Origin of the sequence: Marinospirillum alkalitolerans (assembly GCF_045055655.1) — a bacterium.
GTDB lineage: Bacteria > Pseudomonadota > Gammaproteobacteria > Pseudomonadales > Halomonadaceae > Marinospirillum > Marinospirillum alkalitolerans.
This window is the reverse complement of the sequence record NZ_JBANFI010000004.1, coordinates 297,864-320,984: the sequence shown is the minus strand read 5'-3', so window position 1 is coordinate 320,984 and position 23,121 is coordinate 297,864. Positions and strand designations below refer to the sequence as shown.

14 protein-coding genes and 1 pseudogene are annotated in these 23,121 nt (G+C 52.2%); 9 read left to right on the top strand and 6 right to left on the bottom strand.

Annotated features, from left to right (window positions below):
* Window positions 1-35: 35 nt before the first annotated feature.
* Window positions 36-737 carry a response regulator transcription factor gene (locus V6U78_RS08365; protein ID WP_405339342.1) on the top strand — a complete coding sequence of 234 codons (702 nt, stop codon included), beginning with the start codon at window positions 36-38 and terminating at the stop codon, window positions 735-737.
* Here the strand turns inward: V6U78_RS08365 and V6U78_RS08360 are convergent.
* Together V6U78_RS08360 and V6U78_RS08355 are read right to left on the bottom strand one after the other, a co-directional pair.
* Window positions 713-1,786 (bottom strand): HD domain-containing phosphohydrolase, encoded by a 1,074-nt coding sequence (locus V6U78_RS08360; RefSeq protein ID WP_405339340.1) that lies wholly within the window; start codon window positions 1,784-1,786, stop codon window positions 713-715. The two genes, V6U78_RS08365 and V6U78_RS08360, sit on opposite strands and share 25 nt — an antisense overlap.
* Window positions 1,777-4,563 (bottom strand): response regulator, encoded by a 2,787-nt coding sequence (locus tag V6U78_RS08355; RefSeq protein ID WP_405339338.1) that lies wholly within the window; start codon window positions 4,561-4,563, stop codon window positions 1,777-1,779. The genes V6U78_RS08360 and V6U78_RS08355 overlap by 10 nt, the downstream gene beginning before the upstream one ends.
* 281 nt (window positions 4,564-4,844) lie before the next feature.
* On the opposite strand from V6U78_RS08355, the gene V6U78_RS08350 reads away from it, so the two are divergent.
* From V6U78_RS08350 to V6U78_RS08340, 3 genes are all read left to right on the top strand, one after another.
* The gene (locus V6U78_RS08350) at window positions 4,845-6,491 is read left to right on the top strand and encodes a methyl-accepting chemotaxis protein (RefSeq protein ID WP_405339336.1); all 1,647 of its coding nucleotides are present in this window, start codon (window positions 4,845-4,847) and stop codon (window positions 6,489-6,491) included.
* A gap of 43 nt (window positions 6,492-6,534) precedes the next feature.
* Window positions 6,535-7,716, top strand: a complete 1,182-nt coding sequence (locus V6U78_RS08345; RefSeq protein ID WP_405339334.1) for a SpoIIE family protein phosphatase — start codon at window positions 6,535-6,537, stop codon at window positions 7,714-7,716.
* A 153-nt stretch (window positions 7,717-7,869) separates the two neighbouring features.
* Entirely contained in the window at window positions 7,870-8,715 is an 846-nt protein-coding gene (locus V6U78_RS08340; protein WP_405339332.1) for a pirin family protein, read from the top strand.
* Here the strand turns inward: V6U78_RS08340 and V6U78_RS08335 are convergent.
* Together V6U78_RS08335 and V6U78_RS08330 are read right to left on the bottom strand one after the other, a co-directional pair.
* Complete coding sequence (locus V6U78_RS08335; RefSeq protein ID WP_405339330.1) at window positions 8,698-9,063, bottom strand: hypothetical protein; 366 nt, start codon at window positions 9,061-9,063, stop codon at window positions 8,698-8,700. The two genes, V6U78_RS08340 and V6U78_RS08335, sit on opposite strands and share 18 nt — an antisense overlap.
* A gap of 324 nt (window positions 9,064-9,387) precedes the next feature.
* Window positions 9,388-9,822, bottom strand: coding sequence for an MAPEG family protein (locus tag V6U78_RS08330; RefSeq protein WP_405339328.1), 435 nt, complete (start codon window positions 9,820-9,822; stop codon window positions 9,388-9,390).
* 126 nt (window positions 9,823-9,948) lie between these two features.
* On the opposite strand from V6U78_RS08330, the gene V6U78_RS08325 reads away from it, so the two are divergent.
* The 5 genes and pseudogenes from V6U78_RS08325 to V6U78_RS08305 all read left to right on the top strand — a co-directional run bounded on the left by V6U78_RS08325 (window position 9,949) and on the right by V6U78_RS08305 (window position 17,648).
* Complete coding sequence (locus tag V6U78_RS08325; RefSeq protein WP_405339326.1) at window positions 9,949-10,134, top strand: DUF2256 domain-containing protein; 186 nt, start codon at window positions 9,949-9,951, stop codon at window positions 10,132-10,134.
* Window positions 10,127-10,777: pseudogene (locus V6U78_RS08320) on the top strand (cryptochrome/photolyase family protein); the annotation flags it as partial. The gene V6U78_RS08325 and the pseudogene V6U78_RS08320, both read left to right, overlap by 8 nt.
* Window positions 10,778-11,761: 984 nt before the next feature.
* A complete protein-coding gene (locus tag V6U78_RS08315; RefSeq protein ID WP_405339324.1) occupies window positions 11,762-13,600 on the top strand; it encodes a diguanylate cyclase domain-containing protein in 1,839 nt (612 codons plus the stop codon).
* Window positions 13,601-13,656: 56 nt separating this feature from the next.
* Window positions 13,657-14,487, top strand: a complete 831-nt coding sequence (locus tag V6U78_RS08310; RefSeq protein WP_405339322.1) for a PhnD/SsuA/transferrin family substrate-binding protein — start codon at window positions 13,657-13,659, stop codon at window positions 14,485-14,487.
* Entirely contained in the window at window positions 14,487-17,648 is a 3,162-nt protein-coding gene (locus V6U78_RS08305) for a bifunctional diguanylate cyclase/phosphodiesterase (protein WP_405339320.1), read from the top strand. Before V6U78_RS08310 ends, V6U78_RS08305 begins: the two co-directional genes overlap by 1 nt.
* A 36-nt stretch (window positions 17,649-17,684) precedes the next feature.
* On the opposite strand, the gene V6U78_RS08300 is transcribed toward V6U78_RS08305, so the two are convergent.
* Together V6U78_RS08300 and V6U78_RS08295 are read right to left on the bottom strand one after the other, a co-directional pair.
* Window positions 17,685-20,528, bottom strand: coding sequence for an ATP-binding protein (locus V6U78_RS08300; RefSeq protein WP_405339318.1), 2,844 nt, complete (start codon window positions 20,526-20,528; stop codon window positions 17,685-17,687).
* Window positions 20,529-20,572: 44 nt separating this feature from the next.
* Complete coding sequence (locus tag V6U78_RS08295; RefSeq protein ID WP_405339316.1) at window positions 20,573-22,999, bottom strand: ATP-binding protein; 2,427 nt, start codon at window positions 22,997-22,999, stop codon at window positions 20,573-20,575.
* Window positions 23,000-23,121 lie beyond the last annotated feature (122 nt).

Below are 23,121 nucleotides of genomic sequence, written 5' to 3'. Positions count from 1 at the left end.
GGTTTTTTTTGCCTGATTGCTAAGGATGCATGGATATGCTGTGTGCTGCGATAGTTGAAGATGATCTTGATCAAGCGAGGTTAGTGGCCAGCTGGATCAAGTCTTTAGGTTATCAGGCCAGTTTGTTTGTGTCTGCTGAGTTATTTATAGCGGCTCAAGAAAAGGGACAGACTTTTGATCTGATCCTTGTAGACTGGTTTTTACCTGGTATGAGCGGTCTAGATCTGGTTCAGCTTTTAGCGCAACAAGTACAGCGCCCACCGATTATTTTTATGACCCGCCTTCAGCATGAAAACGAGCTAGCGCAGGCTTTGCACTCAGGTGCGGATGATTTTATTTCCAAGCCTTTGAGCAAAACGGTCCTTCTGGCACGAGTCTATGCGGTGATGCGTCGTCATCAGCCGGTTGATCTACAGGCACCCCATAAAGAGATGAGCCTCGATGCTGCCACGCTGACGCTGAACTTTCGTGGACAAGACGTCAAGCTCACGACCTCTGAATGCCGTTTGATGCAACTTTTTCTCCATTCCTCAGATTGCCTTTTCAGTCGTGAAGAGCTGGCTGATAGTCTATGGGGCGATAGTGAAAAAGCGCATCAAGGCCGTGCGCTGGATTTGGCTATTAGCCGCTTACGCAAAAAGCTCTCTTTGATGACGCCACCCTTAGGAGATGTCGTCAATCACTATGCTCAAGGCTATCGTTTTGTTTTTTATCACAAGGCAGAAGCTGTTTCTTGATACTGTGCTTGTACGGCGAGAATCTTTGGTAAGCAGTGCATAAAGTGCTTGACCACTTCAGGGTCAAAGTGAGCACCGGCCTCGCTTTGAATCAGTGCGATGGCCTCCTCATTTGACCAGGCTTTTTTATAGGGGCGGGTTGAGGTTAAGGCATCAAAGACATCCGCAACAGCCACAATGCGTCCTGATAAAGGAATCTCTTCCCCCTTGAGTCCTTTAGGGTAGCCCTGACCATTGTATTTTTCGTGATGGGTGGCCGCCACTTCTTGCGCGAGCTGAAATAAGGGGGAGGGGTCATCAGCCAGTAGCGTCGCCCCGATTGCAGCATGTTGTTGCATGATCTGCCATTCTTCGGCGGTCAGCTTGCCAGGTTTTTGCAAGATATGATCAGGAATACCAATTTTGCCGATATCATGCATTGGGCTGGCATTCAGCAGCAGGTCACACTCTTCAGCATTCCAGCCAAGGCTCTTGGCCAAAATGGCAGAGTATTTACTCATGCGCACAATATGAAAGCCTGTCTCGTTATCACGAAACTCAGCCGCGCGACCTAAGCGTCGGATCACTTCTTTGCGCGTTTGGTGAAGCTCTGCTGTGCGCCTTTTGACCTCTTGCTCTAGATAGCTCTTCTGGTCATGGAGTAGTAATTGTGCCTGATGGACTTCAAGTTGATTACGCACGCGCATCAAAAGCTCGGTGCGATCAAAGGGTTTGGTCAAAAAATCGCGTGCACCGAGAGAAAGAGCACGCAAAAGATAATCCTGGCTCTGTTGTGCGGTCAGAATCACGATTGGGGGCAGCAAGGGATCATCCAGAGCTTTGAGCTGTTCCATCACCTGAAAACCATCCAAATGCGGCATATTAATGTCCAGTAAAATCAGACTGGGCCGTTCAGCTTGATAAGCCTCTAACACCTGGCGTGGATCGGTGATCGAGATCAGAGATTGATAACCTTGTGCGCTCAACATCTTTTGTAAAAGCTTCAGGTTCACCGGCTCGTCATCGACCATCAAAATACCTGCTTGCTGGAAATGGCTGGTTAGAGGCATGGAGACTCCTGCGGTAGGTAAGCGTTGATAGTGCTATAGAGTTGCTGCGGATGCAGTGGCTTGGTTAAGTAAGCGCTGAACCCAGCATCTAAACCTCGCTGCATATCGCGCGGCTGAGCATTGGCGCTGACGGCAATCACGGGGATGGATTTGAGTTGAGCATGGGTTTGAAAAACGGAAAACAGAGCAAATCCATCCATCTCCGGCATATTGATATCCATTAATACCAGATCCGGTTGGCAGGCCAGTGCCAGCTCCAGTCCCAAACTGGCCCCAGGGGCTGAGGTGACTTGATAGCCACGTTTTTTCAGCAGCTGTTCGACCAGCTTCAGATTTGCAGGGTTGTCATCAATGGAGAGAATGTGTGGCTGAGCAAGAACGCTGCGCTGAACAGGAGTATTCAGTGCATGGGCAGAGCTTGTCGCTGGCTCGTCTTTCAGTGAATCCATTTGTTGTGTTGCGCTTGGCTTCTGGGCCTTGGGTAAACGGAGCCAGAAGGTTGAGCCTGCGCCAAGCTGGCTAGTCACACCCGATGTGCCTTGCATCAACTGCACCAGTTTGCGAGAAATCGTCAACCCGATGCCGGTGCCCTCGACGCTGGTGCTTTCCGCTTCTAAACGCTGAAAAGGCTGACCAAGTTTGGCAAGATCTGCGGTACTGATCCCATAGCCTGTATCGCGGACTTGTATCTGAATCTCGTTATCTTGGCTGAGCGCCTCAAACCAGACTTCACCTTCTGGATGGTTGTATTTAATAGCATTAGAGCCGAGGTTCAGTAGTACCTGCTTGAGACGCACCCGGTCAGCTTGGACTGTCCAAGAAACTGGTTCACTTCCCTCTTGTAAGCCATGCAGCTGGATCTTTTTTTGCTGAGCTAAGGGAGTGAGCAGCGCCAAGACCTCGTCAACAACTTCGCTGATGGCCACCTGCTCCAATGAAATACTGATTTTTCCAGCCTCAACTTTTGCCAGATCGAGCACTTCATTAATTAATGACAGCAGATGGCGGCCAGCTCGGGTGATTTCATGCGCGCTATCACGCTGATCTTCATCAAGTGCGTCATCGGCTTCGAGCATCTGTGCAAAGCCCAAAATAGCATTCATGGGTGTGCGCAGTTCGTGACTCATGCTGGAAAGAAAATTCGATTTCGCCTTATTGGCTTGATCGGCTTCTTTTTTGGCCGCGATCAGCGCGACACGATCTTGGCGACGCCCAAGGGTCTGGATGAGTTGATCAAGAATCTGATCGAGTAGTTTGTACTCCTGCGCTAAAAAAGGTGGCTGTGCAGTGATGGCGGCTGCATCAAGCGCAATCAGAAGCTGTAGGCTTTGTGTGTTTCCATTCAGATCGACCCAGGTTCTACTGCTGCTCATCTGCTGAGCGGTAGCGCAAAAAGCAGGGCTGGTGTCGTCACTCTGCGCAAAAGTCAGATAGGCTGAGGTGTGTTCAGGATATTGCCAGCCTTGTGGAATCAGCTTGACCAACTGCTGAAAAACCTGCTCTTGTGTCAGGGCTTCATTGGCGAGCAGGCGCATAATATTGGCAAGGCATAGGGATTCTTTGACCCGCTCACCCCGCTCCCAAGCTAGTTGACGCTGCTGTTGTTCTGCGTCTTTCAGCTGACACTCTATCTCCTTGAGTCGTGTGATATCGGTGCGGATCGATACATATTCTTTGATACGGCCTTCATCATCAAAAAACGGGATGATTGTGGATTCAACCCAATATTCATTCCCATCACGGCGTTGATTACAGACTTCGCCTTGCCAGACCTGCCCTGAGCGTATCTGGGACCACATCGCATGATAAAAATCAGCCGAGTGACGTGTTGATTTGAGGATGCGGTGATTCTGGCCAAGTAACTCCTGCTCTTGGTATCCCGAGATGTGGCAAAAGCGCTGATTGACATAGGTGATGCGTCCTTGTGGATCGGCAACGCTGACAATGGCATGGCGATTGATGGCCTCATGCTCACGCTCACGGTCTTGAGAAAGGCGCTGATAGGTGAGGCGGCGCTGCTCAAGGTGTTGGTGCATTTGCTTGAGTCGGCGTGCTGTTTGAGCGCGCAGCCTCACCCGAGCCACTAGCTCTTCTGGCTGGGGTGGTTTCACAATATAGTCTTCAGCACCCGCTGCGAGTGCAGCAAGCTGGGTTTCTGGATCTGTTTCTGCTGAAAGAAAAATAATACTACTGCGCGCGATACCGAGTTGACTGTTCAGGATTTTAGCCAGCTCTAATCCTGTGGCTTGTGGCATGTGCATATCCAGCAAGACCACATCAGGTTGGAACTCTTGGTAAGCCGTCAGAAATTCGAGTGGCTGCTGCAAGGTACGCACTTCAAGCCCAGCACGCTTAAGGAGATAAGAAAAAATCTGCAGCTGTAGATCATCATCATCGACGACCAGTACGCGGTAGGCTGTCGCAGTATTGAGCAGTGCTGCAAGAGAGGACAGCAGTGAGTCAGGATCGGGTACTGCTGGCAAAACCAGTGCGACACCGGATCTCAGTGCCTGTAAACGACTGTTCAGATCTTCTTGGTCGCTGAATAAGATAAAGGATGGCGGTGCCTGCCATAAATCTTGCCAGTTCAATGCCAAAGTAGAGGGGAGCCAGGCGCTGAGCAGTGCACAGCAAGGCGAATGGCTGATGTGTTGCGCTGTCAGTTGTTCTGGTGAATCAAAGATGTTGACCTGATAGCCCTGTTGCACAAGGCAGTTCTTGAGTTGCGCACGCGCAGCACTGGGTGGGTAGAGCAGATAAATCAATGAGGATCGCATAAAAAAACCGAATGAACTAAAGGAAAAGCGCTAGTGGCGGAGTCTAGCCTTTTATGAGTGTTCACTAAAGTCCATTGGAGGGTAAAGCCAGACAAAGATGCGGGTTATTGATACCTTTGATACATTTCATCCGGTTCTTTCAGTTGTTAACCTCAAGTGTATCGCGAATGTATCAGAATGTAGTGCTTTTTATGCTGTTTGGCTCTAGAGTCGCTAGAAGCAGAGCCGAAAAACTCTAAAATGTTATGGACAGCAAGTTGAGAAGAAAGGGAGCGAGACTGATGGTACACGTCACACAACAAGAATATCCCGTTCGGCCTGATTGCGCGATCATCTCGCATACAGATCATCAAGGGACGATCGTTTATGTCAATGATGATTTTGTCGAGTATGCTGGCTATACCCGCGCAGAGCTGATTGGTCAGCCGCACAATATGATTCGCCATCCAGATATGCCTAAAGAAGCCTTCCGGGACATGTGGGCCACCCTCAAAGCAGGGCGGGCGTGGCAGGGTATGGTGAAAAATCGCCGTAAAAACGGAGATCACTATTGGGTGAAAGCAACGGCCACGCCACGCCCAGGTGGTGGCTATATGAGTGTGCGCTTGCAACCCACGCGTGAAGAAGTGCAGGCGGCAGAGCAGTTGTACAAAGAGATGCGTGCAGGCAGTCGGGTACGTCTTTCTGGGGGGTATATTCTCCCTCATTGGCGTGCCCGCATTTATGATGCCTATGTGAATTTGAGCCTGACGACCACCGCGCTCTTGCCGATGTTTTTTATGCTTGTTTGCTTAGTCGGCATCGGTGCTTGGCAGTATTTTTCAGTCGAAGATCAAGCTGTCCGTTCCGTGCTGGCCAACTTTAAGTTTTCTCTGCTGAGTATCGGCATCGTCGGCTTAAGTTGGCTCTATTGGGTATTACGCAGCAATGCAAGGCGTTTAGAGCGCCTCAAAAAAATCGCAATCGAAATTGGGAGTGGCAATCTTGTGACGCCGGTTCCGATTGGTAAGCGCGATGAAATTGGCAGTGTGTTTAACGCCGTGATGATTATGCGTAACCGCCTTTTTGAAATCGCTTTTCAAATGACGCAATCAGCCAAATGCCTCACCCAAGCGGCAACAGAAATGCACGAAGCCAGTGATGCGACTGCGCAGGGTGCTCTAGATCAATCCCAGGCTTCTGCTGGTATGGCGGCTGCGCTAGAAGAACTCAGCGCTTCTGTCGATCAGATTGGTGATAATGCCTCGCAAGCTCATGAGACCTCTTTGCATGCAGGTCAGGTTGCACATCAAGGTGCGGAAGCGGTGTATACCAGTAGTCAGGATATACGCCATGTGGCTGAGGCAGTGAAAGGCTCTGCGAAGCGCTTGCATGAACTAGAGCACCTGTCTAAAAAGATCGGCCAGATTGTTTCGACCATTCGTGAGATTGCGGATCAGACCAATCTATTGGCCTTGAATGCCGCGATTGAGGCAGCACGCGCTGGTGAGCACGGGCGAGGCTTTGCTGTGGTGGCAGATGAAGTGCGTAATCTAGCCGAACGCACCGCCGTCTCGACAGTCGAAATTGCAGATATGGTGACCCAGATACAGCAACAAACCGATGCGGCCGCAACAGAAATGCAGCGTAGTGTCGAGCAGGTTGAGGTGGGGGTTGATCAGGCCCGAGCAGCGGGTGATTCGGTGGCGGCAATAGAGCAGAGCACCAAAAATGTTGTCCAGGCCACAGAGGCCATCCAGCAGGTACTACAAGAACAGGCCCTCGCCGCGCGTGAAGTGGCGCAATCGGTAGAAAATATCGCCGGTTTGGCGGAGGCGAATGCAGCACAAGCAGAGCAAGCCTTGGTGGCCAGCCAGCAGGTGCAAGACACCACACGCATTCTTGATGATCTACGTAAGCAGTTCAAGGTGTATGCGCATCAAGATTAGGCTATGCTTCTGACTGGTCAAGGATCTAGGCAGGAGGCTCAGTGTGGTCTATCAAGAGGGCATGATCGATCAATACGGATTTAAAAAAGTTCTGATCGCTGAGGATCAGCCGCCTCAGCGTCATCTGTTGGCCTCATTCTTCCAGCAGGAGGGTTATCAGGTCATCACGGCACACAATGGTGTTGAGGCCGTGGCCGCCTTTGCTGAGCATCGTCCTTCATTGGTGCTGATGGATATCATCATGCCTGAGATGGATGGTCTAGAAGCCACGCGGCGGATTAAAGCCCTGCCAGAAGGTGAGTTTGCCACCATCATCTTTCTTACTGTGCGTGAGGGGCTGGCCGAAATGCGCATTTGTATTGAAGCCGGTGGTGATGATTTTCTGACCAAGCCCATCAATACCGATCTACTTAAGATTCGGATCTTTGCTTTGCAGCGCTTACAAGAGCTACATCAGCAGCTGGCGGTACAGCATCGTTTTTTGGTCAACCATCTTCAAGAAGAGCAGGATAATCAACGCCTTGCGCAAAAGGTATTTCAGCATCTGTTGGCTGTGCAGGGAGGGGAACTGCCTGGTGTTGAAGTGGTACAGCGTGCAGCGGATCGCTTTAGTGGTGATCTGGTGCTCTCTCGTCGCTTGGCCGATGGCCGAGTCCGTATTTTTTTGGGTGACTTTACAGGGCATGGATTAGCCGCTGCGCTGGGTGCCCTACCCGCTGCTGAGGTGTTTTATACCCTCAGTGACCAAGGTGTGGGCCTGGTTCAGCTGCTCAGTGAGATGAATGCCAAGCTCTGTGCCCTTTTACCTGATGATCGCTTTTTAGCGGCTGCTCTTGTCGAAATCAGCGCTGATCTTACGCGGTTTATCTGGTGGAACGGAGGATTACCCTCGCTGGTGTTGAAAAAGGGATGTGAAATGCGCGCTCTGGTTTCGGATTTTCTGGCACTGGGTATTGTTGCTGAACGTGATTTTAGTCAGGAGCTTCATCAGCAGCCTTGTTCGCCGGACTGTGCTTTGTTGATGATGACCGATGGCGTTTTAGAAGCGCATAATCAGCAGCATCTGGCCTTTGCAGCCACCGGCTTTAAAGACTTTCTTGCCGCTTGGCCCTATACACAAGGGATGCAGCAAGCACTGGAAGCCGCCTTGGCTGAGCACCTTGGATCTGAGCTGATATTGGAAGACGATCTGTCACTGGTTTCGATACGCCTGGATGCACTGTGAGCCATGTGCCGCTCAGGCTCAATACTTCTCGAATCTAAACACAACAACAAAACAAACAACAAGTCGTGTCGACCCTTCTGGGTTCAGTGAACGATGGACGGAGTCAGGCGGTCTGAGTCACAAGAATCAACCAAAAAGAATGATGAGGTGAAGATGACTCGTATCAAGCAAGTGTGGACAGCGCGTCCGGCTCAAGATGGCGCAGGCGTTAAAATGTGGCGAATTCATGATTTCTCCGGTGGTTTCGATCCTTTCTTAATGCTGGATGAGCTCAAGGCAGATGCAGAAGAAGACTATATCGGTGGCTTTCCACCCCATCCGCATCGTGGATTTGAGACACTCACTTATATCTTGCATGGTGGCCTGACGCATGAGGATTCACTCGGGCATCGGGGCGAAGTGCAGGCTGGCGATGCGCAATGGATGAGCGCTGCCAGTGGTGTCATCCATTCAGAAATGCCTTTGTTGGATCAACAGGGGCTCCACGCTTTTCAGTTATGGATCAACCTACCCGCGTCGCGCAAAATGGATCGGCCGCAGTACCGTGATCTGCGCGCTGAACAGATGGGGCGCTTGAGTTGGGATCAGGGTGAATTGATTGCGATTGCAGGCCAGTGGCAAACAGATCAGGGGGAGTTGCAGGGAGGTTTGACCCAGTTAGGCGAGGGGGCGGCCTTGGCTGATCTGCGTTTTACAGCAGCCGGTCAATTGGAGCTAGAGCTAGCGGATCAGCATGCGCTTTGGGTTTATGTTTACCAAGGTGCGTTGGCTGAAGGTGTGGCCAGCGGGCAGTTGGCACAGCTGCACAGCGATCACGGCCGTATCAGCCTCAGTACGGATCAGCCTTGTGGATTATTGTTGTTAGCGGGTGCGCCCTTGCAGGAACCGATTGCGCATTACGGCCCTTTTGTGATGAACACTGAGCAGGAAATACGCCAGGCCGTGGCTGATTATCAATCTGGCCGCTTAGTGAGTTCAGCCTCACAGATAGCTGAATAAAAGCTGGTAGGTGTCTGATTCAGGCCCTTTGCGCATGTGCACCACGGTTTTCGCCGGATAGCCTTGATCCTTAAAGATAGACTCAAAAATAACGTTCAAGCGTTGCAGGCGGACACCTTCCTCAAAGCGGCCACGAAACTCAGCATGATTGGTGCTGGGGGCGACCTCCGTAAAAAAATGCCGACCCAAATAGGTCGGCATTTTTTCAGCTAGAGCAGGCAAGGAGGTTTGATATTCTAAAATGCGCCCTTCGGCATCCAGCAGCACTGAAGTCAAATGCAGCGCGCTGAGTTCAAGATGGCAAAACCAAGTCTGTGGTTCTGACGAACCGATGGATAGCATTTCCATAACGTCTCCCCCTTGCCTTGCGCCTGATGTGTCTAGAAAGAACTACTTTAGTCTCAACTTATGCATCGCTGGTCAAGATGTCAAATCTTGGTTGGGCTTTTTGTGCGCTGCATCAAAGTTTGTCTGCGAAGTGACTATATGCAAAGTGGCGATATGCAAAGTGACTATATGTGAAACGACTCTAGCCATAAAAAATGACAGGTTTTTTTCTTGTGCTGTTGATTGCAAAAGGGGCGTGTAAGCCAAGAGGACATGCAAAGTAGCCATCAGGTTGTGGCCCCCAGATCGAGCTTCTTTCTGGGGTAGACGTTATCTATCCGTCGGTCAGAGGTATTCAGTGTGCGTGTTAAGCAGTGTCAGGAGACCTAACAGCAGTAACCCAACCTGTGCCAGCCAACTGATCATAAAAAATAGGCTACGCGGACTGGGGTTTTTCTCTGTGCTATGTAAATAGTAAAGCAGCATATGGCCTGTGCGCCCTAGAACGCACAGCCAAAGCAGTGCGGCACTCCAGTGAGGATTGGCTCCCACCATCCATGCTAAAAGCAGGCCACCTAATAATAGGGGGGCGTTTTCAAGGCTGTTCATCCAAGTACGATGGGCACGAAACACAAAAGAAGCATGACCAAGATCTGGATTGATTTTGCCCGGCAGTGCACCAGGCTGACTATTTTTTACAACAGCTGCAATCACCGCTTGCAGCGTCAACAGAGCCAGCCAAGCAGCGAGGCCATAGGCGAGATAAGCCGAAGTCAACATAAGTTCACCCTCAAATAAAATAGAAGCTTACTCTTTGTATAGTTTTTGTCTAGTCTTGGGTAGCGGTTTTTGCTAGAGTCCTTGCAGTTTTTTTGAGCTGCTGCGATACGCACAAGGAAAGCCTCTATGCACAAAAAACCTTTTTTGCCTGAAAAAATCTGCCCTGTTTGTCAGCGGCCCTTTCAATGGCGGCGTAAATGGCGGCTGAATTGGGAGGCTGTGCGCTATTGCAGTCATGCTTGCCAAAAAAGGCGCGCTATAGCGATGGATGCTCATCAAGCGGTGATGAACAAGGAGAACAGGCATGATTAAGCAGCTCAGATTGGTTTTGGGCGATCAGTTGAATGCTGCCCACTCTTGGTGGCGTGAACCCGATGATCAGGTGGTGTATTTGATCGCTGAATTGCACCAAGAAGCCACCTATGTGGTGCATCATATTCAAAAACTAGTCGGATTTTTTGCCGCGATGGAGGCCTTTGCAAAGGCCTTGCAAGCAGCGGGGCATCGTGTTGATTATCTGACGCTGGATGCCACCCAGGCCTATGCTGATTTGGGTGCTTTGCTTGAGGCCAAGCTGCTTGAACATCAAGCCAGGAGTTGGGCCTATCAGCTACCTGATGAATATCGCTTAGATCAGCAGCTCAAGGCTTTGGAGACGCGTCTTGGCTATCCTGTTGAGCGGGTCGACAGCGAGCACTTTCTGACTTCGCGTTCGGCTTGGCAGCAGTATCCCCATCATCGGATGGAGTTTTTTTATCGTCGCCTGCGACAGCAGTATCAGGTGCTGCTGGATCCACAAGGCCAGCCATTGGGTGGCAAGTGGAATTATGATGCCGAGAACCGCTGCGCCTTGCCTCAAACGGTCTCTCTCCCTGAGCCCTTGTGCTTTACGCTGTCCGTTGAGCCGATTGTGGCGCGAATTCAGCGTCATCAGCTGCCTTATCTAGGGCGGATTGATGCCAAGGCTTTTATTTGGCCCGTGACGCGGCGTCAGGCTCGTCAGCTGTTGGCGGATTTTTTAACCCGTTGCCTGCCTTTTTTTGGGCGTTATCAAGATGCCCTTTCTACGCGCGGCTGGAGCTTATTCCATAGCCGTCTGTCCTTTTGTTTAAACACCAAAATGCTCCATCCATTGGAGGTGATTCGTGCCGCTGAAGCCCACTGGCAGGCACATCAGGATGTCATCAGTTTGGCGCAGGTTGAGGGCTTTATCCGCCAGATTCTGGGGTGGCGTGAATATGTGCGTGCACTCTACTGGGAGCAGATGCCGAGCTATGCACAAACCAATGCCTTACAAGCAGAGCGTGATTTACCTGCTTTTTTCTGGACAGGGCGGACCAAGATGGCCTGTTTGCGTCAGGCTATTGAACAGTCGCTCGACTATGCCTATGCACATCATATTCAGCGCTTGATGGTTACGGGCAATTTTGCCTTGCTGGCTGGGATTGCCCCTGATCAGGTGGATCGCTGGTACTTGGGAGTGTATATCGATGCGCTGGAGTGGGTCGAGCTGCCCAATACACGGGGGATGAGTCAGTATGCGGATGGTGGCCTACTCGCCAGTAAGCCCTATGCGGCATCGGGCCAGTACATCAACAAGATGGGTGATCTATGCGGCCAGTGTTTTTATCAAGTCAAACAAAAAACCGGCCCTCAAAGCTGCCCCTTGAATAGCCTATATTGGCATTTTATTGATCGTCATCAGGCACAGCTTGCCAACAATGCGCGCATGAAGCTGGTGTATGCCAACTGGCAACGCCAACAACCAGAGCAACGTGCCGCTGTTTTAGCAACGGCTGAAGCTTATCTTGCCCAACTCGAGGCCTTATAGGCTATGATGGAAAGATTCGAAGAATAATATTTTTGAGGCACTGTTGGTCAAATAAGATGGGTGGTTGATCGAGAGTGCTGAAGTCAGCAAAAAGCCTTGCGAGTGAGCATGCATAAAACCTATCTAAGTGCGCTGTTCTTCTTTGTTATCTCAAGTTGTGTTGCCTTCCAGGTCGCTGCCCAGCCGATGCGTCTTTGTATCGATCCAGATTGGGAACCTTTTGAACGCCTGAGTCCGACTGGTGAATTTACTGGAGTCGGCGCAGATTTATTGGCGCTGATTTTTGAGCGTGCGCAGATCGAATATGTGATTCATCCGACAGCAACCTGGGAAGAGAGTCTGGCCGCAGCGCGTCGTGGTGAGTGTGATGGCTTAGGGCTGCTGAATCAAACACCCGAGCGCAGCCAATGGTTGATTTTTACTGAGCCCTATCTTAGAGATCCCAATGTCATTATCACCCGTCGTGATCATCCATCTGTAGCGGGTTTTGCTGCCTTGGGCTCTGCGCGTGGCGTGCTGCCTATAGGCACAGCGATGTTGGAACATCTGGATCGCGATTATCCTGAGCTGTTTTTGTTCCCTGTTGAAACCGAACGTGAGGCCTTTGAATGGGTTGATCAAGGCCGTGCTGAATTTACCCTGCGCTCTTTATTAGTGGCGGCCTATACCATCCGCAACGAAGGCTGGTTTAATTTGAAGATTGCAGGCTATGCGCCTGAATATACCAATCACTTTCGTATTGGACTTTTACCAGAGCACACCATCTGGCGCGACCAGCTGAATCAGGCGATTGCGACACTGACACCGGGTGAAATCGATCACATTATTAATCGCTATGTGCGGATTGAGGTGGAGCAAAAACATGATTGGTTGTATTTAACGCAAGTCGTGCTGGGGCTTGGGCTGGTGATTACCTTACTGAGCCTGCTCGCAGTCTTTCAGTATCGTTCGCGGCGTTTTCTGGTACAGCTCAAGCGTCGCTTGGAGGCCACCTTACAACAGAAAGAAGAGATAGCGGCCCGCTTGCGCGAGAGCGAACACTTTTATCGTTCTTTAATTGAAACTGCGCATGAAGGGATTGCTGTTGTGCAGCAAGGGCGGCTGGTGTATGTGAACCCACGCCTTGCCGAACTCTGTGGCTATACAGCTGCCGAGCTCTACACCTTGCCGAGCTTTTTGGTACTAGTGCATGAAGAGGATCGTGCGCTGATTGCAGAACATTATCAGCAGCGCTTACAGGGTGGTCGTGCCCCGCAGCGTTATGAGATCCGCGTATTGCCAAGAGATCAAGAACCCTTGGTGGTGGAGATCAGCGGTGTGCGGGTGGATTGGTTTGGTCAGCCAGCCACCTTGAATTTTGTCACGGATATCACCGAGCGCCGAGCTTCTGAAGAACAAATACGCTATTTGGCCCATTATGACCAGCTGACAGGGCTTGCCAATCGTCATTTGCTGATGGAGCGGCTGCACTTATTGCTGGCGCAGGCGCGGGTAGCACAACAAAGACTTGGGCTGATATTTCTGGACTTAAATGGCTTTAAGCCGGTGAATGATACCTATGGGCATGAGGTTGGAGATCAATTGTTGCAAGCCGTTGCTCAGCGTCTGCAACAAGAGTTACAGCAGAGTCTACCACTGGATTTCACCTTGGCCCGCTTTGGTGGCGATGAGTTTGTGCTGCTGTTACCAGATTGGGCCACGCTGGAAGTAGAGGGAGTCTTGGCAGCTATTCGGTCTTGTTTTACGCAAGCTTTTGATCTTCAAGGGCAGAAATTTAATATACAAACCAGTATAGGTTATGCACTTTATCCTGATCATGGTCAAGATGCCGAGGCACTGCTGCGCTATGCTGACCAGCAGATGTATGCGCATAAGAGCCGCCAAAAAGCAGCTTCTGTGCAGACGCAGCAGCTTACAGCCTCCCAGCAGCAGTCAAGCAACTGCTGATCAGCTCAACAGGTGATGATATGAAGTGGTGTGGGACCAACACGAGATGGAGAGCCATGCTGGCTCTGGTGTTGCTATGGATGATGAGCTGTGTCACTGCACAAGCCAACACCTATCGTTTTGCCCCGCTGCCGATGCAAGAGCCAGAGCAGATCGCGCGCGAAGTGCTGCCGATGCTGGCTTATCTTGAAGCTGAAACAGGCTTGCGCTTTGAACTGGTGTATAGCGAAAGCTATGAAGAATTGATCCAACTCTTTGCTCAGGGTGACATTGATCTGAGCTATCTTGGCCCCTTGCCCTATGTCCGCCTACAAGCACGCTTGGCTGAGATTGAACCTCTGGTGGTGTTTCGAGAAGCCCAGGGGGCTGCATTGTATACCTGTGCGCTGGTGCATTTTGCCGGAGACCCCTTGCCGGTGGATGAGCAGGCCGAATGCTACGCCTTAACTCAGCCGCTCTCGACCTGTGGTTTTTTGGCGACGGCCTCCTTATTAAGAGATCGAGAGGTCGATTTACATCAGGCTTGTTATTGCTATCTAGGTCGCCATGATCAGGTGGCGCTGGCTGTGGTGCGCGGTGAGTTTGCGATGGGGGGGCTTAAAACACAGATCGCCAAGCGGTTTGCTCATCTTGGATTGGCTGTGCTGGCCGAAACTCCGCCTTTGCCCAGTTTTGCCTTGGTGGCCAACCAGCAGACCATGACATCGAGTGATCGCGCTCAGTTGCAGCGTGTTTTGCTCGAATTGGATCCAGAGCGCGATGCCGATTTGATGAGCAGCTGGGGGCCTGCGTTGCGTTATGGCACACAGGCGATAGAAGATGCCGATTATGCGCCGGTCCGTGCCTTGTTGCAGGATATTGCCATTCCAGAGGAGTGCAACCGCTAATGCTTTTGCGTCGCAACCCCTTATTGACTGTGCTGGCCATTTTCCTACTGGGCCAGTTTTTTCTCGTCACTTCCCTTTACTATAACTGGCAGATTAAGCAGACCATGCATCAGGAGCAACAGGTGCATCTGGTCGAGACAGCTTATCAGGCCGCGATCAGCAGTTATCGCCTTGCGTCTGAGGTGTATGTGAACGAAGTGCTGCACCAGCCTGAGGTGCTGAGCTTGCTGGAGGCGGGGTATTTTGCCGCCTCGCCCGAGGAGCAGGCGATCGCGCGTGGACGCTTATATCGCCTGTTATGGCCCAGTTATCAAAGCCTGAGTGAGCAACATCTGCGTCAGTTGCACTTTCATGACCCGCAGGGTAATAGTTATCTGCGTTTTTTACAGCCCCAGAGTTGGGGTGACAATTTAGCTGCACAGCGGCCATCGATTGCCAGAATGCTGGCCGAGCGGGCACCCGTGGCGACCTTTGAAGTTGGCAGCTCCTTGACCGGATTTCGCTATCTTTTTCCTTTAGCTTGGCCAGATCAGGCGGCGGCTTCATCCATCATTACGGATCTGGGTAGTGTGGAGCTGTCGATTCCTTTTCGGGCCTTGCAGGAGTGGATGCACGAACTGGACCCTTCGCAGGAGTATCAGCTCTATCTTGATCGTCAGCATCTCAGCTCGAGAGTGAGTGATGATTTTTTTAGTCTCTATACAGCCCAGCTCCATGCTGATCTGTTGGTTGAAAATCCAAACATCGACTGGCCGGGTGCGCCCTTGCCACCTTCTTTGGCGGTACAAAGATTGCGCCAGCAGTTGGCCCAGCACTCTCGCATCCAAAACATCACGCAGACACCCCAGCCTTTAGTGATCACCCAGCGGCTTGATCGTGAAAGCTGGACCGTGGTTTTACTGCCGATCTGGGATCATCAGCGCCAAGCGGTGGCCTATATCGGGGCCTATCGTCCCGATCCCTTTGCGGATGCGCTGCGTCAGGATTTTTGGGTGTATGGCTGGGCCGCGACAGGGCTTTGGGTGCTGATGCTGATCCTTTTGTATCGGCTACTGGCCTCGCGTGAAGCCATCTTAAATGAAAAGAATGATCAAAAAGCCGTGACTGAAAGTATGGCCGAAGCCCTGTATGCACTGGATGCAGAAGGCCGCTTTACGCTGATCAACCCCAGTGCAGTGGATTTGCTCGATCGGCCAGAGGCCAGTCTGCTCGGTTGCCTAGAGCAGCAGGTTTTGCGTTGGCAGCCAGTGCCAGAGGCCCAGCTCAACCGGCTACCGGTGGATCAGCACTCGGTGGTGCCTCAGTTGAATGCCCATTTTGCCGGTGAGGCCTATTTGTGTCTTGCCGAGGGTGAACCTATGCATGTGGAAGTCACACGGCGCACTCTCTATAAAAAAGGCGTGCGCAGCGGTTCAGTCACCCTGTTGCGTGATTTGCGCGAGCGCCAGCAGACAGAGCAGCGTTTGCGTTTGGCGGCCAGCGTCTTCTCCAGTGCCCATGAAGGCATTGTCATTACTGAGCCGGATGGCAGTATTTTAATGGTGAACCAGGCCTTTGAGCGCATGACTGGATATACGTCTGAGCAACTCGAAGGCCAAAATCCACGGATGCTGAGTTCAGGGCGGCATGATCAGGCCTTCTATGCTGATTTATGGCAGAGCTTGGCGAAACAGGGTTTTTGGAGCGGCGAAATCTGGAACCGTGATGCGAAGGGGCAGATTTATCTGCAATCCACACGGATCAGCGCAGTCAAAAATCAGTTGGACCAGGTGCAGCAGTATGTGGGGTTGACCACCGATATTACCCAGTTGAAGCGCCATCAGCAGGAACTGGAGTTTTTGGCCCACTATGATCGTCTGACACGCTTGCCAAATCGGGTTTTACTGCATGAAAAACTGGTGCAAGCGATGCTAGAAGTACAGGCTTGTCATCAGCAGCTGCTGGTGGGTTATCTGGATCTTGATGATTTTAAAGAGATCAACGATGCCTTTGGGCATGATACCGGCGATCTGATTTTACAAGCGGTGAGCCAGCGTCTGGTCCTGCTGCTCAGTGAGCATTCAGCCGATCAGGCTCAGTTGGCGCGTCTTGGAGGCGATGAGTTTGCCTTTATTCTGCGTGTGCCAAGCAGCTTGGAGATCAGTCTGGAGGGCGTGTATGGGCTACTGAAGCAGCTCAATCAGCCCTTTTTGGTGCGTGGTCAGCGTTTTGTGCTTAGCGCCAGTATTGGCCTCAGTTGTTTTCCTCAGGTTGAAGCGGTGGATGCCGATCAACTGATGCGTCAGGCAGATCAAGCCATGTATCAGGCCAAGCAGTTGGGCAAGAATCGTTGTCAGCTGTTTGATATTGAGCTGGATCATCGCTTGCGAGGCCAGTACGAAACCCTCACCCGTCTTAAGCAAGCGCTGGAGCAGGATGAGTTTCGCCTCTTCTATCAGCCCAAGGTGAATTTGCACACAGGGCAGGTCATGGGTTTTGAAGCCTTGATTCGTTGGCAACATCCTGAGCGGGGGTTGCTCGCTCCAGCGCTATTCTTGCCTGCCTTGGATCAGCATCCATTAGAGGTTGAGGTCAGCCATTGGGTGTTGCGCACCGCACTGGCACAGGCTGCAAGCTGGAAAGCGCAAGGCCATGATTGGACGGTGAGCGTCAATATCTGCGCCCAGCATTTGCAGCAGCCAGGCTTTGCCGATCAGCTGGAGGAGTACCTGCATCAATTCCCTGGATTAACGGGGCAGGATATCGAGCTGGAGATTCTTGAATCCTCGATTCTGGGCGATATTCAGCAGGCTTCGCGGGTGATTCGTCAATGTCAGCGCCTGAATGTGCGCTTTGCTTTGGATGACTTTGGCACTGGCTACTCCTCACTGGCTTATTTGAAGCAGCTGCCCACCCATTGGATCAAAATCGATCAAGGGTTTGTGCGTGATATGCTCAATGATCAGGATGATCTTGCGATACTGCAAGGCATTATGGGGCTGGCGCAGGCCTTTGAGCGAGAAGTGATCGCAGAAGGTGTTGAAACCTTTGCCCATGCCAAAGCCTTGTTTGCACTGGGTTGCCTTTATGCGCAGGGTTATGGCATTGCGCGGCCCATGCCGGTGGATCAGGTCACGGATTGGGTGCTCGGCTGGCAGGCCCAGCCCTGGTCTTTTCACTGAGTGAGATGCCAGATAGCTGCTTGTGGGCCGTGCCGCTCAGGATGGTCGCTGGCTTAACAGGCGTGCTAAGCTTTGATGCGCTTCTTCAAAGGCGAAGTCAGCGATCATCTGTTGAATCTGCTTGAGCGGGGTGGCGAGCGAGGTATCCTGCGCTAACTGCTGGAGCTGATGAAAGGCCGAGACAGCCTCAAAATCACCTTCCAATAGTAAAGGTGCCAAGCGCTGCCATTGCTGGTGCAGTTGAGCCCAGTTGATGCTGACGGGCTGACGCGAGATAGGCTCAGGTTCAGGCTGGCTAGGAAGCCACTGACGCAGGCTGTGGGTGAGCTGGTTCAGCTGGATGGGCTTGCTCAGATGATCGTTCATACCGGCATCCAGGCAGCGCTGGCGATCCTCTGCAAAAGCATCCGCCGTGAGCGCAATAATCGGTAAGGGTGCGCGCTGTTCTTGCTGTTCGCGTTGACGCAGTGCCAGGGTGGTTTGATACCCATCCAGAACTGGCATATGAATGTCCATCAGCACCAGATCAAAGGTGAGATCCTGCTCCAATATATCCAGCGCGGCTTGACCATGCTGTACTGCCTTGTAATGCAATCCCAGCTTGGCCAGAAGGCGGCAAATCACCAGCTGGTTGACAGGATTGTCCTCGACGACCAGCACCCGTCCACTGAGGCGTTGCCCTAGACTTGGCTGAGGTGTCTGTTGAGGTTGTGCTTCAGCCAAGGCTGGCAAGGGCAGGGTCAGCCAAAAGCAGCTGCCTTGGCCTGGTACACTGTCAAAACCGACTTCACCGCCCATCGCATCCACCAGCTGCTTGACAATGGATAAACCCAGCCCGGTGCCACCAAATTCGCGTGTGGTGGAGTTATCGACTTGGCTAAAGGGCTGAAAGAGCAGATGTTGATCCTCGGCGGCAATGCCGATGCCGGTATCACGAATACGCAGCATCAAGCCTGATTCAGGTGCCGTCAGCGGCCAGCCTTCTAGTGTCACGCGACCTTGCGCCGTAAACTTGACCGCGTTACTGGTCAGATTAGTCAGAATCTGGCGCAGACGGTGGGCATCCCCCTGAAAGCCTTGATGCGGATCACCAAGCCAGCGCGATTCAAGTTCGATGCCCTTGAGCTCAGCACTGCTTGAGAAGAGTCCTGCAACAGCTTGCATTAAGCTGGCCGGGAAGACTTCGCCTGTATGCAGTTGCAAAGAGCCGGCCTCGATCTTGGATAAATCAAGAATATCATTCAGTAGATTCAGTAGAGCTTGGGCCGATTGAAAGAGCGTATGAATATAGTCATCAAATTCGGCTGTATTCGGCTGGCTGGTTTTGAGCAGCTCAGCCATACCGAGAATACCGTTCATCGGGGTACGGATTTCATGGCTCATCGTCGCTAAAAAGCGGCTTTTAGCAATGTTGGCGGCCTCAGCGGCTTTTTTGGCTTCTACCAGCTCTAATTCGGTTTGCTTACGCGTGCTGATGTCTTGCACAAAGCAAGCCAGCTGACCACGTGCAGGCCGAAAGGCGGTTACGGCAAGATATTTGTTTAAATCCTCACGCCAAAGCTCAAGAGACAAGGGTTGGCCGCTGTCGAGCACTTGTTGATACAGGCTGGCTTCTGGTTCAGGAAGACGAGGCCATAGCTCGGCCAGTAGCGCTCCTTGCAAGAAGCAGGCGGGCTTCTGGCAGATGGCCTCAAAGGCAGGGTTGGCGGCAATCAGGCGCAGATGCTGCGCAAGATGGCCTTGTTGGTCATCATACAAGGCCTCATAGAGCGCAAAGCCATCCTGCATGGTTTCAAAAAGCAGCTGGTATTGTTTTTGGGTCTGCTGCTGTTCTTCAAGTAGCTGGATTTTATTGAGCGCCACCGCCACCAGCTGCGACACCTCAGTCAAAAAGTCTTGATGCTGCTGCTGAACATCAAAGGGAGTCAGCCAGTTCAGAATAATCAGGTGATAGCCTTGGTCGGTAAAGCGAAACGGGAACCAGTAGAGGGTGTCGATCCCCATATCTTGGTGCACCAGCTGATCCGATCCATCTGCCACCAGTGCTGGATGCAGGGCTTGGCGTTGGCTCAAAAAGGGCGCTTGCTGCTCTTGCATCCACTGCACCCCCGTAGCAAACATGGCGACCGGAAAGGTGCCTATGCTACTGGTAATATCGATGACTTGTGTATTCAACCACTCATCCAGACCAATAATCAGCCCTTGTTCCAGATCGATCTGGTAGACCAGCGAGCGATCAGCCTGCATGGCTTGACCGATACTGCGGCAAGTGGTGTTGAGAATCGCCATCGCCGAGTTTTCAGCGGCGAGAGTCAGTGCAATGGCATCCATCGCGGCACGATACTGCGCGGTGATGGCCGCCTGCTGGGCCTGCTTTTCTTCCTGAATCTTACGTGAAGTCGTATCCTGAAAGGTCACCAGACTGCCGCTGATCTGCTCCTGATCAAACAGCGGGACAACCTGAACATCAACATAGATGAAATCACCGTTTTTACACCAGAAGACCTCTTCGACATGACGGCGCTGGCCATCGCGCAGGGTCGTAAAAATCGGACAAGCGGCATGTGGGTAGGCCGCACCGTTTGGATAATGATGGTGAAAGAGCAAGTGCTGATCCTGGCCAATGACCTCATGCTCTTCAAAGCCGAGCATCTGCAAGGCTGATTGATTGATAAAAGTGCAACGGCCTTGGGCGTCAACACCATACACCCCTTCACTGAGACTTTCTAAAAGCTTTAAGCGAAACAGCCGATGTTGCTGGGTACGATGGCGTAAAAAAAGCCAGACCAGCAAGGGGAGCAGTAGCATGCCCCCAACCAGCAGCACAAGAACAAGGGGGCGGTGCTCAACAAAAAAACGTGGCGCGACCGAAGTAGCCATAACCAGAGGAGACCAGCAGTAAAAGCACACAAGCAGTACAAGGGCTAGGTATCGCAGTGGCATGCCGTCTCTTCTCCTGGCGGGACTGGGTGTGAAGCGCGGATATGATCCAACAGGCGCTGCAAGGCGGTCTGAGCGGCTTCAAAATCAAAGTTGTGAATCCATTGGTAAACAGCGCGATAGTCTGTTTGCCAAGGCGTCGATTGTAGCGCTAATTCAAGCTCTTGGGCCAGTTCCAGTGCATCAAAATGGCCTTCAGCGAGCACCTGCTGCAGCTGGCTGATCTGCGCGATCAGCTGCTCAGCTGGTAAGCGCGCTTGGTGTTCGGTTTTCAAGCTGAGCGCAGAGGCATCAGCTTCTATGGAGGTGGGCGTGCATGAGGCGGCTTCCCTCGTGCCGGGTAAGAGCTTTAGGGGCAAGATCAGCGAAAAGCACGCCCCCTCGCCAAGCTGGCTGTGCACTGTGACCTGCCCTTGCATCAGATCACAGAGGCGCTTGACGATAGAAAGGCCGAGGCCAGTGCCACCAAACTGGCGTGTCATCGAGTCATCCAGCTGGGTAAAGGGCTGAAAAAGACGCTGCTGCTGGTCTGCGCTGATTCCCATTCCTGTATCCTCCACCTGAAAAACGAGGCGGCCTTGTTCATCGAGTCCTCCTTGGCAACGAATCCTGCCGTTTGAGGTGAACTTCAGTGCATTGTTGACCAGGTTGTGTAGCATCTGGCGCACACGATAGCCATCGCCCTGCAGCAGGAGCGCTGGATCACTCCACCAGTGGATGGTGAAATCCAGCCCTTTTTGTGCCGCCAAAGGCCCATAGAGTTGCTGCGTTTCGGTTAACAGCTCTGCGGGGACAAACTCGCTGAGATCAAGCGTCAGGCCGCCGGCTTCGATTTTGGAGAGGTCGAGCAGATCATTCAGCAGGCGTAAGAGCGACTGGCCAGAGCGCAGCAGTGTCTGGACATAATCGGCATACTGGGGGTGATCGGGACGAATATCGCGCAAGAGTTGCGCCATGCCAAGAATCGCATTCATCGGTGTGCGCAGTTCATGGGTGATGGTTGAGAGAAAGCGGCTCTTGGCCTGATTCGCTGCCTCGGCTTGATGCAAGGCCTGTTGAAGATGTAGCTCAGCCTTTTTCTGCTCAGTGATATCCATGACCAGTCCTACTACCTTCACGACACGGCCAGACTCAACTAATGGCGCTGTTTTCGTCCGTATCCAGCAGGTGCGGCCGCTGTAGGTAGTGAAGGGAACCGTCAGATCATAGGCTTCGCCCTGCTCGATACAGCGTTGAAAAGCACGTTGAATCCTTGGCTGATCCTCGGGGCGATAACAGCATAAGCTTTGGCCGATATGATCAAACTCTGGATCAGGCGTAAAATCATGCAGACGATAGAGACCTTCAGTCCAGTACATCTTCTGGGTGGCCACTTGGTATTCCCAACCACCAATCAGCGCTAGGGCCTCACCATCGCTGAGCAGCCGTTGATGGCGCTCCAGCTCTGTATTCAGCCTGCGCGCATCTTCTTCACTGCGCTGAATTTTGCGATAGCTGATCAGGGCCGCCAGCATAATCAGTAATGCCATGAAGAGTGCGGCCAGTGCATTGCCTGCCCAGTTATAGAGAATGCCTTCTGGCTCAAGATGGACCTGGATACGCAGCGGCGCATGAGGCAAAGCGCTTTCGCTGGTCAGCACTGCAACCCAGTGGCTCTGTAACACTGGCCAGCTGATCAGCTGATAACTCCACGCCAGCCATGCCGGTGGTGTCTGAGCCTGCCCTCGACGCCCTAGAGGAAGCGCCGCCAGTTGTTCGGGTTGGTCGTTGATCAGATCGAGCAAGACATAAACCTGTGCGGGCTGTTGCCATTCATGGAGCGCGAGTTGCCCGCGCCAGTAGTCGAGACGGGTCAGTAGGCTCAGCATGCCGATGAATTCGCCATCTGGGGTTTCAAGCCGTCTGAGCTGGCCGACGACTTCTTGATCACCGGTGCGGGCCTGCATTGGGCGCGTAAAGCCATCATGGTGTGTTGCATGATCACGCAGATGGATAAAGTGTGAGCGATCCTGCACTGTGACCGAGTATTGGCCTTGCGTTGAGCACAGCAGCTGGCCCTGTGCATCAAAGTAATTGATGGCATAGACACCACGAAAGTGCTCAATCAGCTGTGCGAGTTCTGCTTCCCAGCGTGCATCACAGCCTTGTGTATGCAGTGGTGAAGTTGGCTCTGTAGTGAGGCGGGCTTCGACCAGATCAAGCAGCTGGGTAAAGCGAGCCGTATCGCCATCAAATTGCAGGGCAATCACATCAGCCAGATGCTGAGACTGGGCGCGAATTTCTTGAGTGGTATGGCGCAGGTCGATGCCGATACCCAGCATCAGCAGTGAGAGCATCAGCAGGACCAGCGCGATCAGTTTATGTAGAGGGTGGAGCCTAGGGCGAGGTGATAGCGGCGTTTTTGAGTGCATGCTCTTCCTGATCATCCATGATGGGTGTGAGATTACAAGGGCTGGGTCAGCCCAACGCTGACTACAAATTGAAACGGAAGAATAAATGATGAAACATTATTGCGCTCATGAAAAGACTTTTG

Bases quoted from the DNA above. Each gene is read 5' to 3' on its own strand.
- V6U78_RS08315 (WP_405339324.1), top strand. From the start codon at position 11,762: ATGCATAAAACCTATCTAAGTGCGCTGTTCTTCTTTGTTATCTCAAGT.
- V6U78_RS08330 (WP_405339328.1), bottom strand. From the start codon at position 9,822: ATGTTGACTTCGGCTTATCTCGCCTATGGCCTCGCTGCTTGGCTGGCT.
- V6U78_RS08295 (WP_405339316.1), bottom strand. From the start codon at position 22,999: ATGCACTCAAAAACGCCGCTATCACCTCGCCCTAGGCTCCACCCTCTA.
- V6U78_RS08325 (WP_405339326.1), top strand. From the start codon at position 9,949: ATGCACAAAAAACCTTTTTTGCCTGAAAAAATCTGCCCTGTTTGTCAG.
- V6U78_RS08340 (WP_405339332.1), top strand. From the start codon at position 7,870: ATGACTCGTATCAAGCAAGTGTGGACAGCGCGTCCGGCTCAAGATGGC.
- V6U78_RS08335 (WP_405339330.1), bottom strand. From the start codon at position 9,063: ATGGAAATGCTATCCATCGGTTCGTCAGAACCACAGACTTGGTTTTGC.
- V6U78_RS08305 (WP_405339320.1), top strand. From the start codon at position 14,487: ATGCTTTTGCGTCGCAACCCCTTATTGACTGTGCTGGCCATTTTCCTA.
- V6U78_RS08360 (WP_405339340.1), bottom strand. From the start codon at position 1,786: ATGCCTCTAACCAGCCATTTCCAGCAAGCAGGTATTTTGATGGTCGAT.
- V6U78_RS08300 (WP_405339318.1), bottom strand. From the start codon at position 20,528: ATGGCTACTTCGGTCGCGCCACGTTTTTTTGTTGAGCACCGCCCCCTT.
- V6U78_RS08310 (WP_405339322.1), top strand. From the start codon at position 13,657: ATGCTGGCTCTGGTGTTGCTATGGATGATGAGCTGTGTCACTGCACAA.
- V6U78_RS08355 (WP_405339338.1), bottom strand. From the start codon at position 4,563: ATGCGATCCTCATTGATTTATCTGCTCTACCCACCCAGTGCTGCGCGT.
- V6U78_RS08350 (WP_405339336.1), top strand. From the start codon at position 4,845: ATGGTACACGTCACACAACAAGAATATCCCGTTCGGCCTGATTGCGCG.
- V6U78_RS08365 (WP_405339342.1), top strand. From the start codon at position 36: ATGCTGTGTGCTGCGATAGTTGAAGATGATCTTGATCAAGCGAGGTTA.